The sequence below is a fragment of the Variovorax ginsengisoli genome (assembly GCF_030486595.1).
GTDB classification, from domain to species: domain Bacteria; phylum Pseudomonadota; class Gammaproteobacteria; order Burkholderiales; family Burkholderiaceae_C; genus Variovorax; species Variovorax ginsengisoli_B.
In genome coordinates this window covers 1-15,152 of record NZ_JAUJZH010000041.1, presented here as the reverse complement: position 1 = coordinate 15,152, position 15,152 = coordinate 1, and the positions used below count along the sequence as shown (strand labels likewise).

General features: G+C 63.8%; 11 protein-coding genes and 1 pseudogene. 9 read left to right on the top strand and 3 right to left on the bottom strand.

The genetic code is table 11. The annotated features are described in order from the left end of the window. Positions 1-97 precede the first annotated feature (97 nt). From hppD to QZH52_RS34895, 6 genes and pseudogenes are all read left to right on the top strand, one after another. Positions 98-1,186: a 4-hydroxyphenylpyruvate dioxygenase gene (gene hppD / locus QZH52_RS34920; protein ID WP_301815855.1), complete on the top strand. Its 1,089-nt coding sequence runs from the start codon at positions 98-100 to the stop codon at positions 1,184-1,186. Positions 1,187-1,215: 29 nt separating this feature from the next. Next, complete coding sequence (locus QZH52_RS34915) at positions 1,216-1,521, top strand: 4a-hydroxytetrahydrobiopterin dehydratase (RefSeq protein ID WP_301815853.1); 306 nt, start codon at positions 1,216-1,218, stop codon at positions 1,519-1,521. Positions 1,522-1,543: 22 nt separating this feature from the next. Next, positions 1,544-2,476, top strand: coding sequence for a phenylalanine 4-monooxygenase (gene phhA / locus QZH52_RS34910; RefSeq protein ID WP_301815851.1), 933 nt, complete (start codon positions 1,544-1,546; stop codon positions 2,474-2,476). Positions 2,477-2,771: 295 nt separating this feature from the next. Further along, positions 2,772-3,431, top strand: a pseudogene (locus QZH52_RS34905) (LysR substrate-binding domain-containing protein); the annotation flags it as partial. A 148-nt stretch (positions 3,432-3,579) separates the two neighbouring features. Further along, positions 3,580-4,680, top strand: coding sequence for an alkene reductase (locus tag QZH52_RS34900; RefSeq protein WP_301815850.1), 1,101 nt, complete (start codon positions 3,580-3,582; stop codon positions 4,678-4,680). Between the two features lie 28 nt (positions 4,681-4,708). Further along, positions 4,709-5,695: a Bug family tripartite tricarboxylate transporter substrate binding protein gene (locus tag QZH52_RS34895; protein ID WP_301815849.1), complete on the top strand. Its 987-nt coding sequence runs from the start codon at positions 4,709-4,711 to the stop codon at positions 5,693-5,695. A 36-nt stretch (positions 5,696-5,731) separates the two neighbouring features. On the opposite strand, the gene QZH52_RS34890 is transcribed toward QZH52_RS34895, so the two are convergent. Continuing rightward, entirely contained in the window at positions 5,732-7,090 is a 1,359-nt protein-coding gene (locus QZH52_RS34890) for a class II 3-deoxy-7-phosphoheptulonate synthase (RefSeq protein ID WP_301815910.1), read from the bottom strand. Between the two features lie 511 nt (positions 7,091-7,601). On the opposite strand from QZH52_RS34890, the gene QZH52_RS34885 reads away from it, so the two are divergent. After that, positions 7,602-8,345: a VOC family protein gene (locus QZH52_RS34885; RefSeq protein ID WP_301815848.1), complete on the top strand. Its 744-nt coding sequence runs from the start codon at positions 7,602-7,604 to the stop codon at positions 8,343-8,345. 309 nt (positions 8,346-8,654) lie between these two features. Here QZH52_RS34885 and QZH52_RS34880 read toward each other — a convergent pair whose 3' ends face one another. Continuing rightward, entirely contained in the window at positions 8,655-9,059 is a 405-nt protein-coding gene (locus QZH52_RS34880; protein WP_301815847.1) for a hypothetical protein, read from the bottom strand. 179 nt (positions 9,060-9,238) lie between these two features. Next, a complete protein-coding gene (locus tag QZH52_RS34875) occupies positions 9,239-10,372 on the bottom strand; it encodes a site-specific integrase (protein ID WP_436411664.1) in 1,134 nt (377 codons plus the stop codon). 323 nt (positions 10,373-10,695) lie between these two features. Between QZH52_RS34875 and QZH52_RS34870 the strand changes: the two genes are divergently transcribed. Next, positions 10,696-11,871, top strand: a complete 1,176-nt coding sequence (locus QZH52_RS34870; RefSeq protein ID WP_301815846.1) for a DNA-binding protein — start codon at positions 10,696-10,698, stop codon at positions 11,869-11,871. A gap of 425 nt (positions 11,872-12,296) precedes the next feature. Continuing rightward, positions 12,297-15,098 carry a hypothetical protein gene (locus tag QZH52_RS34865; protein ID WP_301815845.1) on the top strand — a complete coding sequence of 934 codons (2,802 nt, stop codon included), beginning with the start codon at positions 12,297-12,299 and terminating at the stop codon, positions 15,096-15,098. Positions 15,099-15,152 lie beyond the last annotated feature (54 nt).

Sequence of the window (15,152 nt, the reverse complement as noted above, 5' to 3'; positions counted from 1 at the left end):
CGCACAATCCCTGCGGGCGAATTTGCCTACAGTGATGAACCACGACGGGGCCCGCATGCGGTCCCGAACCCCTATCAACCGCCCTGGAGCATCCACCATGACCACCGACCTCTTTGAAAACCCAATGGGCCTGATGGGCTTCGAGTTCGTCGAGTTCGCCTCGCCCACGCCCGACACGCTGGAGCCCTTCTTCGAGAAGCTCGGCTTCCAGCTCGTGGCCAGGCACCGCTCCAAGGACGTGGTGCTGTACCGGCAGGGCGACATCAACTTCATCGTCAACCGCGAACCCAACAGCCCGGCGGCCTACTTCGCCGCCGAGCACGGCCCTTCGGCCTGCGGCATGGCGTTTCGCGTCCGGGATTCGCACAAGGCCTACGCGCGGGCACTGGAACTCGGCGCCCAGCCGATCGAGATCGCCACCGGCCCGATGGAGCTGCGTCTGCCTGCGATCAAGGGCATCGGCGGCGCACCGCTCTACCTGATCGATCGCTTCGAGGATGGCAAGTCGATCTACGACATCGACTTCGAGTTCGTCGAAGGCGTCGAGCGGCATCCGGCCGGCCACGGCCTGAAGGTGATCGACCACCTGACCCACAACGTCTACCGCGGCCGCATGGCGTTCTGGGCCAACTTCTACGAGAAGCTCTTCAACTTCCGCGAGATCCGCTATTTCGACATCCAGGGCGAATACACGGGCCTCACCCCGAAAGCGCTCACGGCGCCCGACGGCAAGATCCGCATCCCGCTGAACGAAGAGTCGGCCAAGGGCTCGGGCCAGATCGAGGAGTACCTGATGAAGTTCAACGGCGAGGGCATCCAGCACATCGCGCTGCTCACCGACAACCTGATCGACACCATCGACCAGCTGGGGCTGGCCGGCGTGCCGCTGATGACCGCACCCAACGACGTCTACTACGAGATGCTCGAGACGCGGCTGCCGGGCCACGGCGAGCCGGTCGGCGAACTGCAGGCGCGCGGCATCTTGCTGGACGGCACCACCGAGGGCGGCACGCCGCGCCTGCTGCTCCAGATCTTCTCCGAGACGGCCTTCGGGGGTCCGGTCTTCTTCGAGTTCATCCAGCGCAAGGGCGACTACAGCGAGGGCTTCGGCGAAGGCAACTTCAAGGCCCTCTTCCAGTCGATCGAGCGCGACCAGGTGCGCCGCGGCGTTCTTGCTACAAGTTGAGCGTCTTCGCCTGATCTTCGAAGCATGTCATGAACAGACTCGAGATTTCCCATGCCACTGAACTGCTTGCAGATCTTCCGGGGTGGCGCTGCGAGGACACCCGTGGGGGCCTGATCAAGCGCGAGCTTGTTTTTGCCGACTTCAGCCAGGCGTTCGGCTTCATGACCTGCTTGGCCCTCGCGGCGGAAAGGGTCAACCACCATCCCGAATGGTTCAACGTATACAACCGCGTGGACATCACCTTGACCACACACGACGTCAGCGGCATCTCGATGCGAGACATCGAGATGGCCCGCCTGGCAGCACGGCTTTACGAAGCCATCGCGGCGTCCTGAAGACAGAAACCGGAGAACTCTCATGCAGCGACAACTCAATGAACAGTCTGGCGAGGCAAAGAAGCATGGCCTCGCCGCTGACGACGTACAGCCTCACCGGCCCGACTGGACCATCGATCAGGGGTGGTCGAACTACTCGGTCGAAGAACATGCCGTCTGGAGGACGCTCTTCGACCGTCAAAGCAAACTGCTGCCAGGGCGCGCTTGCGACGAGTTCGTGGAGGGCATGAAGAATTTGCCAATTGGCCCGGAACAGATCCCGAACTTTGAGGCATTGAGCGAAGTGCTCATGAAGAAGACCGGGTGGCAAGTGGTTGCCGTCCCTGGTCTCGTCCCGGACGATGTGTTTTTCGACCACTTGGCGAACCGGCGATTTCCCGCTGGACACTTTATCCGCAAGCCCCACGAACTGGACTACCTTGAAGAGCCAGATGTTTTCCATGACGTGTTCGGTCATGTCCCGATGCTCATGAATCCTGTCATCGGTGACTACATTCAGGCCTATGGTCTGGGCGGCCTTCGCGCGAAGGAACTGGGAGTGCTCGACAAGCTGGCGCGCGTCTATTGGTACACGGTCGAATTCGGACTGGTCAAGCAGGCCGATGGCATGCGGATCTATGGCGCGGGCATTGCGTCGTCCTTCACCGAAAGCGTATTCGCGCTTGACGATCTGTCACCCAATCGCATCGGCTTCGACCTCGAACGCGTGATGCGCACGCACTACCGCATCGACGATTTCCAGGAGAGCTATTTTGTGATCGACAACCTTGATGAGCTTCTTGCGCTCGCACGCATCGACTTCGCTCCAGTCTACGAGCACATCAAAGGCCTTCCCGAGCACCAGCCGGGAACGGTACTGGCGACCGATCGAATCCTGTCCCGAGGATCCGGGCGCTATCACCGACAAAAGCAGGAAATCGAGCAAGGAGGAACTTCCGCGACAAGACAGTCCTGATCACGGGCGCCGCGGGCAACCTGGGGCCACGTCGTGGCGAAGAGCTTTGCTGACAGGGGCGCACAGCTGGTGTTGGTGGACCAGCAATCCGTCAGCTGGGACAGCGAATTCCCAGTCAGGGGAGCGCATCTTGTTGTCGGAGCGAACCTGCTGCAGGCTGGCGAAGTCCTCTCGGCAAACGCCCCAGGCGGTGCTGAGGATGCACGACTTCGAGCCCACACCTCGCCTTGCCGGTGTGACGTGGGGCGCTTAAGACCTTTCGGCCGCGATCGGCGCCGTCTCCAACCGCGACGAGCTCAAGGGCCAGGTGCGCGTTCTCGCCACGGTCTCCTCCATTGCCGAGTACCTGCCTGACGACATCGCCTCGTTCCTGCAGGTCCCGGAACACCGGGAGATCCGGATCGACATCGAGGTGGCGCTCCGTCGAGACGTGGTCAGCGGCTTGCGGGAAGGCCTGGCGCCTCTGGCGGTCTGCTGGGACGCCGCGGACCTCGAGGGATTGCAGACACGGCCCTATCGCAACGACCATCTCTCGATCATCGCCGGCCCCTCACACCCGATCGCGAGCAAGAAGCGGTGCTCGTTCGAGGAGACACTCGACCACGACCATGTGGGCCTGCCCGCGCCCACTGCCGTGCACACGATGTTGGCGCGCGCTGCCGCGATCATCGGCAAGCCGATCAGCTACCGGGCGGTCGTCTCGACCTTCGATGCGTCGTTGCACTGTGTTCGGGCCAACCTCGGCATCGCGGTCGATCCGCGCGAGGTCGCCGAGCCCTTGGCTTCGACCTACGGGCTCAAGGTGCTGCCGCTGACTGATCCCTGGGCGCAGCGCAGCTTTGCCATTTGCTTCTACGACGAAAAGCGACTGTCACCTGCAGCCAAGGCGTTGGCTGCGCATCTGCAGGCATTGGCGCCTAAGCGTGTCAGAGCGGCCCGCAGCGAACCGACGTAGCCAGTCGAGTGCGGGCGCCGCACAGACATTCCCAATTGGAACCGTTCCGGTGCCAAAGCATCGCTGGTAGCTCCTGTTGATGGCGGCTAGAGTGGCCGCTGCAAGGAGACACGCTGCGCCAGCCCGCAGACCAGCCAATGACCAGCCAATGACCAAGTCAATACTGCTCGAACCGATCGAGTTCGGCCCCTACCGACTGTCCAACCGAATCGTCATGTCACCCATGACGCGCAACCGTTCGCCCAACGAATTACCGAATGCGTTGAACGCCGAGTACTACGCACAACGCGCAACCGCTGGGCTCATCATCTCGGAATCGACTGCGATCTCCGCGGAAGGTCTCGGATGGCCCGAGACGCCTGGAATCTTCACGGACGCACAGGAAGCGGGCTGGAAGCGCGTTACGGACGGCGTGCATCAGCGTGGTGGACGCATGTTCCTCCAGCTCTGGCATTGCGGCCGCAACTCGCATCCACTGACACAGCCCCATGGACAGGCTCCCATCGGACCGTCGGCGGTGCAGCCGACGGGGACCGTGCGCACGCGCGAAGGTCGACTGCCGCTGCACGTGCCACGGGAACTGCCAGCCAATGAGGTCGGTCGCTTGATCGACGACTATCGGGCCGCTGCGCGGCGCGCCATGGCAGCGGGCTTCGACGGCGTGGAGGTTCATGCCGCAAACGGCTATCTGCTCGACCAGTTCCTCAAGGATTCTTCCAACCTGCGCGCCGATCGATACGGGGGGGCGCCGCTGAACCGATGCCGGCTCATGATCGAGGTGGTGACCGCAGTGGCGGAAATCTGGGGGGCCGAACGCGTCGGCGTGCGACTCTCTCCCGTCAGCCCCTCGAACTACCAGTTGGTCGATTCCGATCCCGAGTTGCTCATGGTCACGGCGTTGACGGAGCTGAGTCGCCTGGGCATCTGCTATGTCGCAATGGTTGAAGGATCGTCGAACGCCATGCCTGCGACGCACGAACTGGACTACGGCAGGCTGCGAAAGCACTTCACCGGCCTGTACATCGCCAACAACGCGTTCACTCAAGCGCGAGCCGAACAGGCACTCCAGGAACGTCGCGCCGATCTGATCTCGTTCGGTCGCCTCTACATCGCCAATCCCGATCTGGTCCGCCGCTTCACATTGAATGCGCCTCTCAATCCCTTGAACGCGGACAGTATCTATACATCGGACCACCGCGGCTATACCGACTATCCCGCCTTGGCGGACGAGCCGGCAACCGCCGCCTAGCAACGACCCAACAAGTAGGAGAGACATCATGAAATTTCTGCATCAACTTGCGTTGTCCGTGGTGCTGTGCGCAACGGGCGTCTCGACGATGGCTCAGAGCGCAGCGCCGGAGTATCCGACGCGCGCCATCACGTTTGTGGTCCCCTACAGCCCTGGTGGCGGTGCCGACGTGATCGCTCGGGCAGTCGCCAAGACCCTGAGCGAATCGCTCCGCCAGCCCGTGGTGATCGACAACAAGCCGGGCGGCGCTGGCCAGATCGCCGCTGCCTTCGTCGCGAAAGCGCCGCCGGACGGGTACACGCTACTGCTCAATGCCGACAGCATCTACACAATCAATCCCGCGCTGAAGGGCAAGCCGGCCGAGGATGCGTTGGCCAATTTGAGCCCGGTCGCGAACATCGTGGGTGCACCGGTGGTCGTGGCCGTGAGTGCGAGTAATCGCATGCAGGCCAAGACCTTGAAGGACTTGATCACGTTCGCGAAGCAAAGCAAGACACCTCTGAGCTACGCATCGCCCGGGATCGGAACGCCGCACCAGTTGATCGCCGAAGCGCTTGGGAAGGCCACCGGCATCACATGGACACACGTTCCCTACAAGGGCACCGCGAACGCCATGACAGACCTGATCGGCGGCCAGGTCGACGTACTGTTCGGAATGCCGTCCAGCGTGACGCCGATGGCGGAGGCCGGCAAACTGAGGATTCTCGCCCTGACCTCGTTCGAGTCGTTCCCGCTGTTGCCCGGCACCCCAACCGTTGCGCAGACCTATCCCAAGGTGGGCATGGCGACGGTGGACATGGGCCTCGCGGTCCCGCGCGGCACGCCGGTGGCCATCGTGCGACGACTTCATGACGAGGTTCAGCGATCCTTGGCCGATCCTGGCGTGCAGAAGGTGATCCAGCAGAACGGCATGGTGGCGCTGCCAGGAAGCACGGACGAGTACATCAAGAGGATGCGAGTCGCCCGATCGGAACGTGAAGTGATGATCCGCGAGGCGGGCGTGACCTCCGACTAGACGAATGCCAAAGGCGCATCGCCGCCATGCCCTACGCTATTGCCGCGCAGCCTTGAGAACGTCGGCGATCATGAATGCGAGCTCCAGGCTCTGCGAGCCGTTCAATCGGGGATCGCAGGCGCTGCGGTAGCGCGCGGACAGCGCCTCGTCAGTCAACGCTTGCGCGCCTCCACGGCATTCCGTGACGTCCTGACCCGTCATTTCAAAATGAAGACCCCCCGGATAGGTGCCTTCCTGCGCGTGGGCGGCGAAGAAGCCTCGCAGTTCCAGAAGGATACGCCCGAAGTCTCGGGTCTTGTAGCCATTGGACGAGGTCACGGTGTTGCCGTGCATGGGATCACAGCACCACACGGGCGTTCGCCCGGCACGACGCACGGCACGCAACAACGGCGGCAGACGCTCGGCCACAGCGTCGCTCCCCATGCGAGTGATCAACACCAGACGGCCGTCGCCGGCATCGGGGTCCAGCACATCGATCAATCGCAGGACGTCGTCCGGGCTGGCCGTTGGGCCCAACTTTACCCCGATCGGGTTCTCGATGCCGCGCAGGTATTCCACATGCGCACCGTCGAGCTGGCGAGTCCGCTCGCCCAGCCACAGCATGTGGGCGGAGCCGCCGTACCAGCGACCGGTCCGCTCGTTGAGTCGTGTCAGCGCCTCCTCATAGTGAAGGTGCAAGGCCTCGTGCGAGGTGTAGAACTCCACCGCGTGCAACTGCGGCGCACGCTCGGCGTCGAACCCACAGGCCGCCATGAAGGCGAGGGATTGCGTGATGCGGTCCGCCAGTTCCTCAAATCGCTCGCCTTGGGGGCTCGAGCGAACGAAATCTGCAGTCCATCGATGCACCTCATGCAGGTCAGCGAACCCGCCCTGCGAAAGCGCTCGCAGCAGGTTCAAGGTGGTTGCGGAATGCGAATAGGCGCTGAGCAGGCGCGAGGGGTCGGGCTGGCGATCCTTCGCATCGAAGGCACTGCCATTGATGATGTCTCCCCGGTAGGAGGGAAGCGACTTGCCATCCTGAACCTCGATCTCGGAGGATCGCGGTTTGGCGAACTGGCCTGCGATGCGCCCGACCTTCACGACGGGGCATGCCGCGGCATAGGTCAGCACCACGGCCATCTGAAGAATCACCCGGAACGTCGATTCCACGGGTTGCTGTCCAAACTCGTCGAAGCTCTCGGCGCAATCCCCGCCCTGCAGCAGGAAGGCCTTGCTGCCGGCGACGGCGGCGAGCCTTGAGCGCAACTGCGAGACTTCGCCCGGGAAGATCAGTGAGGGCAGGCCCGAAAGCCGGCCTTCCGCCTCGCGCAGCGCAACCGGGTCAGCGTAGGTCGGCAGTTGCATCGCGGGTCGGGCGCGCCAGGCGTCGGGGCTCCAAACGTTTTGGAAGGGCATCATCTGGCTCCAGTTGCGGTCGATTAGATCAGGGCTGGCTGCTGACGGCATGGTGTGAGGCGAACGAGGTGCTCTGCTCTTCTACTTCGATCACGCCTATCGCGATAGATCTTCTTGTCACGGCAACGACGTTCGTCCCACCTCGAGAGCAGCGGTATGGAAGGGTTCGCACCGCAGGGCAGGGTGTTCACCAACCCCTCCTACCCTTGGGGGGAAAAAGTATTTCCACGATGGTGCCCTTTGGCAGCGACCGCCGCGTCCAGCTCGAGCGCTGGCCACGCTTCGAATGCGATGCGCAAGGTAGACGCGTGAGACAACTTCTCATTGGGGTAATCGTACTTAACGTGCGATTTGATACGGTTGCGAGAAACTTCCCTTTGAATATCAACAACTTACCCGCGCAGTTTTGGCGCAGACGTGAGCCGCGACTAAGTGGTTGTCGTGCCTTGGGGTGCTGGCTCCGACCGTATCAAACTCCACCGAAGCTACGATTACTCCGGCCAGGCCCTTCATGGACTCCACGCGGCGCGGCAGATCCCCTTGGTGTACGCGTCGTGGAGCTTATCGATGCCCTTCTTTTCGGGCGCTGCATGGACTCGCCGAGCTTTCGGAACACTTCGACGCCGCTTGTCGCGGCCTCGAGTACGCCAATTTGGTTCAATGGGCCGGGTTGACCCTCTTGCAGGTGGCGGGCCTGAAGCTCATCGTGTCCGCCCGCTGCCGCAGGTTTTCCGCCGACGAGACCCCCCAGACCCGAGGAGCGCTTGCCATGATCCGCAAACTGCACCACAGCGCCTACCGCTGCCGCGATTCCGAACAGACTCGCGCCTTCTATGAGAATTTCATGGGCCTGCCCCTGGTCGGCTGCCTGGAGATCCGCGAGACCAAGACCGGCCGCGCGACCCAGGTGCTGCATACCTTCTATCGGCTCGATGACGGCTCACACCTGGCCTTCTTCGAGGCGCCCGACATGCCCTTCGACTTCAAGCCCCAGCATGACTTCGATCTGCACATTGCACTGGAGGTCGACGCGCCGGTGCTGGCCGACATGTTGGCAAAGGGCAAGTCGCAGGGCATCGAGACGCGCGGTGTTTCGAACCACGGCTTCATCGACTCCATCTACTTCCGCGATCCCAACGGCTACGTGATCGAGTTGTGCGCCAAGCGTGACCGTCACGATGCTTTGATGGACCCGGCGACCAATGGCGCGCGCGACGCGCTGCAGCGTTGGACGACCGCCAGGGCGAAGGGGTGAGGGGTTCGAACTGGCGACTCGAACGCGGCACGGTCGGCCAGTGCAGGCGGGCCTCGAGGTCCGAGAGGGTCTAGGCAACGCCCGAGTCCACGCCGGCGGCGCGCGCCAGCAGCATGAGCTTGCCAACGGTTCACTTGCCGATTCCGACGGCGCGGGCGACCTGGGCGTAACTCAGGCCGACCTCAGGCAGCACGCGCAAAGCCTGGCGTATCTGGCGCATCGTGATCCCGTTGGTAGGCATGGCCGTCGCGGCTGGAGTTGCATCGATGGACCGTGCCCGCGGCGCACGGCGCTGCGGCGGCGCCGGAATCAGGGGAGGCCGACGTCTGTAGCAACGGTTGGCACCTTCAGTTCTACGCAATCCGAACCGCAGGCCCCCTGTTCGATCGGGTCGGGTCGGCGCGCGGGTCGATGCAGCACCGCTCGGCTCGGCGTGATCCGCAGCATTTCGCCATCCGGGACTGCTTGCCCGTCGACGATCAGGGAGTAATCGGACTCTTCCCGTGGCGGCCAGATGAGCCCGACGGCGGGCTGCTGGATCAGGTTGTTGCGTGTGCGGCGGCCGATGCCGTCAATCACCAATACGCTACCTTCGAGCATCGGCACCACTGCGACCGCATGCGGGGCGCCATGCGCGCTGGCCGTCAGCAGGTAGGCAAAGCGGTACCGCGTCATGACCTCCGCCAGGTTTTGCAATTCGACTGGAATGCTCATCTTTGTCACCATCGGTTGGCGTTCGCGCCGAACGGCTCTTGCTTCCCGGCCTCGACCCGGCGAGGCCCGATGGCGCGCACAAATGGACTGATTCGATTATCGGTCTAACGTCTCTGTCGACGCCTGGCTCCGCCAGCTTCGGCGTTGAACACCGGACATCTCCGGGCACATAGCGCCACTCAAGCTTTGTCGGACTTCTGCTTGCCCGAGTCCATCATCCTCGCCACCGCGCTCACCTGGGCGGCTCCAGTGCGGAAGTATCCCGCGACGGTATCCGTGCTCCGATGCCCCGTCATGGCCATCGTCTCCTGCAGCGGCATGTTCTGCCGTCCGGCCTCGGTGACAAACCCCGATCGCAGCGAATGCGCCGAGAAATCCTCTCCCACCCCCGCGAGCGCACACCGCGCCTTCACGATGTCCCGCACCGCCGTCCCCGAGAGCCCGTCAGTGCCCAGTTTCCCGTTCTTGAGAATCCGCCGGAAGAGGGGGCCCGAGCTGATGCCGCTGGCCTGGAGCCAGTCCTCGAGCGCCACGGCGGCCGATCCCACCACCGGCTTCACGTCTTCCGGGCGGATCTTCCCGTTGTGGTTCGTCTTCGAACTGGCCAAGGTGTACAGATAGGCGCCTTCATCCCCGCGGTGCAGGTTATCGAACACAGCCTCTGAGACTTCCGAGCGCCGGCGCCCGCCCGACGCCCAGGCGAAGAGGAGGAGGGCGCGGTCGCGCTTTCCCTTCAGCGAGTCGTCGCAGGTCTGCAAAACCGCCTCCAGCGGCTCCTTGGTCAGCGCGCGCTGTTTGTGGGGCAGGGCGTTGCGCTTCGCGTAGGCTTTTCGGGTCTTGCTCAGCAGCGCCTTCACGGCAGGGTCGACGCACGGATTGGGCTGCTTGGAAACGTGGTGGGCCATCGAGAGCACGGAGATCCGGTGCATCAAGGTGTTCAGCGCCGGCGCCCCGAGCTTGCCTTTAAAGCCGGCCTCGACCAGCGCCTGGTCGATCTCGGGCGGCAACTGGTGCTCGAGGCCCGCCTTGGTCGAGCGCTGCGCGTGGTCGACGATGAACTGCACGACCACGGGGACGGCCACCGGCAGCGCCATCTGCTGGCCATAGCGCGCGCCGAACCAGGCGGCCCAGTAGCGCATGGCGGCGCGGTACGCCAGCCGGGTGTTGTCCGAGTCGCCCTCGGCCATCAGGTCGTGCGCGGCTTCCTCCGCCATGTCGGACAACTGGCTGGGGTCGAGCAGCGCGTGGTCGCTTTTCAGAGGCACCAAGGCCTTGGACACCTTGGATGGCGACACTTTTTCAGCAGATTTCATGGGCGAGCTCCAGCAGCATGGGTTGACGGGACGACGGCGCGCGCAGTCAGTCCGCAGTCGTCTTTTTGTTATGTATCACACGTGGCATGTATGATGTCTTACGTACATTCTACATCACTTCCGATAATCTATTATTATCGCAAGTAATAGATTGCAAGAAAAGCCGGCATGGATCCGAAAAGTTCGAGCAACAACACCTGGGTGACATGAAGTTCCAACATCTGCGACGTGAACGTCCAACATCCGCGGATCTCGGCCACGCCTGCAGAAATGTTGGCCGTTTAGGTCACAGATTCCCCCGAGCTTGGAAGGTGTGAGCCCAAATGACCACGACTGACAACACCCCGGTTTCCGTTTCACCGTCTTTGCCGGCGGCGCCAAGTTCGACGAACCGCTTCACGCGTCGGCCCAGCACGCGTGGCGTTCAGCTCGAGGACGTGCTCACCGCGGCCGACGAGATCGTGGCCAAGGGCCAGAAGCCCACGATCGAGCGCGTGCGCCAACACCTGGGCAGCGGCTCGCCCAACACCGTGAGTCCCATGCTCGATGTCTGGTTCGAGCGGCTCCCGCAGCGTCTGGCGGGTCTGGCCGCGCCGCAGGCGCGCCCCCAGCTCGACGGCCCACCGCTCGCCGTGCTTCAGGCCGCCGAGCAGTTCTGGGACGTCGCCCGGCGCGAAGCCGAGCAGGTCCAGGTCCAGAAGGGCGAGGCCGACCGGCGCGAGATCGAACTCCAGCGCGACGCCCTCGCCCACCAGCAAGCGCAATTGCAGCAACGCGAGGCCACGTTCGAGCAAGCCCGCACCCACCTCGACAAGGCGCTGGCCGTCGCCGAGCAGCGCCTTGCCGCGAAGGAGGCGGAGTTGCATGCGCAGCAGCAGGAGTCCGCACGCATCTTGAGCGAAACAGCAGCCGAAGTGCGGCGCCTGCGCAAAGCGCAGGAAGAAGCTTTGGCCAGCAAGGAAGCCCTGCGCGAGAAGTCCGAGATGGCGCTCGGCGCTGCGCAACGCGACGCGAAGGAAGCGGAGCAACGCCACGACGCACGCGCGCGCCGGCTCCTTGCTGACATCGATCGCGAGCGGGTGGCGGCGCGCCAGGCCGTGGCCGACCTGAAGAAGGAGCAGAGTGCGCGTTCTGCCGAACAGGACGCCTCGCGCGCGGCGCTGGAGGCAGCACGACAGGCACTCCAGGCTGAGAAGGCCGCGCGCACCGATGCCGCCGCGTCCTGGTCGCGTCAAGAGCAGGCGACCCAGATCGAGTTGGCCACGCTTCGAGAGCGCGCCGGCGCAGCCGAGCAACGAGCGGGCGACCTTGCTTCGCAGCTGATGCACCAGCAGGCGCAGGTCGAGCGCGAGATGGCACAGCTGCGCGATAGCCACGCAGCGACAACCGCCGCGCTGCGGCAGCTTGAGGCGCGAGAGCCGCGAGAGCCGCGTGATGAAGTCGATACCGGGAAAAAGTCGTCCGGCCGGCCACCGCGAGGAAAAAAGCCTTCTGGCTGATCGAGGGACGGCACGTCTGCGCGCAGAGCACGCAGGAGGTGCCCCGCGTAACAAAGCGCTCGATTTGAAGCATCCACGATCCGGTCGCGAGGCGATCGTGGAGCACAGCGATCCCCGGTGACGCGCTTGCTCAGGACGAGGTTGGCGTGAGCAAACGCGCGCTGCATCGCGCCGAATATCGCAATGCCGCTGTTCGGCAAATCTTGGGCAAACAACACTTCCTCGGTGGGTTTCCATCCGAATGACCGAAACACTTCGTCGATGACCGGCGATCGTTCCCACGGAAAATCGTTGCTGACGTTCTGCACCGGCACGCCGTCAGCTTCCCCCGGCAACACAGCGAATGCGGCTGCTCGGGGCTGGCTCGCTGAGGGACTCGCACACCAACGCCTCGCCGGAGCCTCCACGATTCACGGAGCTTCGCCATGCCCAAGATTCGATCTGGTGGCCGCACTGACAGTGGGTCGCCTCGCTCACGCACCAAGGGATTTCGGCCGCTTGGGCCTCTGGCTGATGAGGCGCTGAAACGGGGCAAGCGCGCGTACAACCTCTGGTATCTCTACGGCCCGAAGGCCGGCAGCGACTTGGTCGTTTCAAGCGATGCACAGGCGATGGACGTCTGGTGGAGAGAGCTGGATCCGAGCGTGCGACAGTACTCGCTGGCTTGCCCCGTGCCGAAGAGCAAGGTGGACTCCCTCCCGGATATCTCGTTCACCGCAACGGTGAAGCTGTCCGATGAAACGACCCAGCTGCGAGATGTCCGGTCAGACGACTTGGACCTCTCGGGTACGGGCGGCGAGAAGGCCCGCAAGGAAGCCGACGTGCATGAGAAGGTTGCATCTTCCCTGGGCTGCTCCTATTGCCGAGTCGGCCCTGCTCAGCTCAGGGCCAACGACCTCCTGGTTGCCAACGCCAAGGTCGCCACGGCAACGCTCGCAGCCGCGAGAGATCATTCCACCGAGAGCCAGCACGCCAGCCTCCTGGCTCTCATGAGACGCAGCCCGGTGTGGACCGTCGAGGACCTGCTTGCGCACGTTGGATCCGAAGAGCATGCCCTCTTCCTCGCGGCAGTCTTCCGCGCAGTCGGCCGCGGCGAGCTGAGCTCAGACCTCCATCAGCACCGCTGGGGCAAGCGCACGCGCCTTTGGGTCGACAACGGCGATGCCACGCCGGCCGCGGGCTCCTTGGCAACCGTCGCCGAGGGCAACGATCGCGACAGGGGTGTAGCCACGCCTCGGACGGAAGGCTCGAGCGCCAAGCGCCGCATCGAACGCACGGCGGACGCCCGCGCGGCCATGGCGTCCACCCTGGAGCGCGCTCAACGAGGACAGGTGCCCGACTGGTACACCCGCAAGAACATTCCACCTGAATACGGCGATCCCGCGTCCTGGCCTTCGGCCGACCTGGACGCGCACGAGAACGCCGAAGCGCGCGAACGGGCCCTGCGCTTGCGCGCAGCGCTTTGCGGCTACCTGGCGGGTGCGCCTGTTCGGCTTTTGGAACAGGCCCACCGGATCTCGCGCTCCGAAGTTCTGCGCCTCCTCAATCGCGCGCTCGAGCCTCATCCCGCAGGCGGCATCGTTGGATGGCGAGCACTCCTGTACGGGTATCACCACCACGGATACCAAAGATCTGCCCCCGTCCTTCGAGGCCCGCGCGGCGGCGGATTCGCCGGCGCATTGCAGCAGCTCTTCGCTCGGCATGCGGACATCCACGACAGCCTTGTCGCGGTCATCCTCCAACAGAGCGGCCCCGACGACACGAAGGAGTCACACGTCTCCGTGCGGCGCGCGCATTCCGCGTTTCTGAAGCTGTGCGCCGCCCGTGGACTGGCGCGAGATCAGTACCCGTTCAACAGCTCGACCCAAGCACTCCGGAGCATCTACCGGTTCTTCAAGGCCGTGCGCGAGTCACACTTCACTCGCAGCGCCGCCCTCCTCGGAGGCCGAGGCGCCGCCAAGCGCTCAAAGCTTCACAGTGGCTATGAACCCCTGTTGCGTCACACCGAACCCTACGATGCGGTCCAGCAGGATGCGCACTCCCTCGACGTCATCGGATCGATTCGCATCCCGCATCCCAAGGGCAGTCGACGCATCCCCATCTGCCGCTTGGCCCTGCAGGTCGTCATCGAAGTGGAAACAAAGGCGATCCTGGGCTACAGCGTGTGCCTGTTGGGTCGCATTTCTGCGCAAGACGCGCTGGTTGCGGTCCAACACGCATTGAGCAAGTGGAAGCCGCTCGAGTTGGACGCGCCCTTGATCTCCTATCCAGACGGCGCGGGATTCCCATCCGGAGTGATCCCCGAACTTGCCGGTGCGGCCTGGGCCACCCACTACCTGGACAACGACACCGCGTATACCAGCGCGTTGATCGCCGAGCGCATTCGCAATCGCATCGGCTGCGCGGTGAACTGGGGACCCGTTGGCGATTGGACGCGCCGCTTTGTGGTGGAGGGCGTGTTCAGCGTGCTGGAGAAAGCGGGTTTCCAAAGACTGCCGAGCACCACAGGCTGCGGCCCCAAGGATCCCCGTCGTCGACAGCCAGAACAACGCGCGATCAAGGATGAAATCGACTACAGCGAGCTGATCTACCTCATCGATGTCGCCCTCGCAACCTACAACGCCACGGCGCTGGAGTCGCTTGGCTATCGCAGCCCGCTCCAACTGCTGCGTGAACGAACCCAGAGCCCGAACTGCGGCTACTTGCCCCGCTACCTGCCTCCCCTCGCCTGCTCGAAGGCGGATATGCACGTCGACACCGAATCGAGGCCCGTGCGTGGCGATCTGGCGCAAGGTCGTCGCCCGTACGTGCGGGTCGACGACGTCATGTACACAAACCAGATGTTGGCCAACTGCCCTTCGCTGATAGGCCGGCCCGTGACGGTCCACATCGACAGCGACGACATGCGGCACGTCAAGGCGTTCCTGCCGGATGGACAACCGCTGGGCATTCTGATGGCCCAGTCCGGATGGAGCCGGATCCGTCACTCTCGGCAAATGCGCAAGCTCATCAATCGGCTGAGGAAGACCCGTCAGCTGATCCGCTCTCCGGGCGAGGACTGGGTCGAAGCATACCTGCACACGAGAACGCGTGAGGCGGCGAAAGCGGCCGTCGCAAGGCCCGGCAAGGTGTCCAAGGAGGCCACTCAGGTGGCTGACATCGCCCACAGGTGTTGGCGCCGGCCGAAATTTGACCCACCTGTGAGGGTTGTGCCGGTTCAAATTTGACCCGGGTGTTCAGCCTACCCTGCTGCTTTTTTAAGCGGTGGGGGTATGAGGATT

What these genes read in the sequence shown, in the direction of transcription:
- hppD (WP_301815855.1), top strand. Translation starts at nt 98, where the DNA reads ATGACCACCGACCTCTTTGAAAACCCAATGGGCCTGATGGGCTTCGAG.
- QZH52_RS34915 (WP_301815853.1), top strand. Translation starts at nt 1,216, where the DNA reads ATGAACAGACTCGAGATTTCCCATGCCACTGAACTGCTTGCAGATCTT.
- phhA (WP_301815851.1), top strand. Translation starts at nt 1,544, where the DNA reads ATGCAGCGACAACTCAATGAACAGTCTGGCGAGGCAAAGAAGCATGGC.
- QZH52_RS34900 (WP_301815850.1), top strand. Translation starts at nt 3,580, where the DNA reads ATGACCAAGTCAATACTGCTCGAACCGATCGAGTTCGGCCCCTACCGA.
- QZH52_RS34895 (WP_301815849.1), top strand. Translation starts at nt 4,709, where the DNA reads ATGAAATTTCTGCATCAACTTGCGTTGTCCGTGGTGCTGTGCGCAACG.
- QZH52_RS34890 (WP_301815910.1), bottom strand. Translation starts at nt 7,090, where the DNA reads ATGCCCTTCCAAAACGTTTGGAGCCCCGACGCCTGGCGCGCCCGACCC.
- QZH52_RS34885 (WP_301815848.1), top strand. Translation starts at nt 7,602, where the DNA reads ATGGACTCCACGCGGCGCGGCAGATCCCCTTGGTGTACGCGTCGTGGA.
- QZH52_RS34880 (WP_301815847.1), bottom strand. Translation starts at nt 9,059, where the DNA reads ATGAGCATTCCAGTCGAATTGCAAAACCTGGCGGAGGTCATGACGCGG.
- QZH52_RS34875 (WP_436411664.1), bottom strand. Translation starts at nt 10,372, where the DNA reads ATGAAATCTGCTGAAAAAGTGTCGCCATCCAAGGTGTCCAAGGCCTTG.
- QZH52_RS34870 (WP_301815846.1), top strand. Translation starts at nt 10,696, where the DNA reads ATGACCACGACTGACAACACCCCGGTTTCCGTTTCACCGTCTTTGCCG.
- QZH52_RS34865 (WP_301815845.1), top strand. Translation starts at nt 12,297, where the DNA reads ATGCCCAAGATTCGATCTGGTGGCCGCACTGACAGTGGGTCGCCTCGC.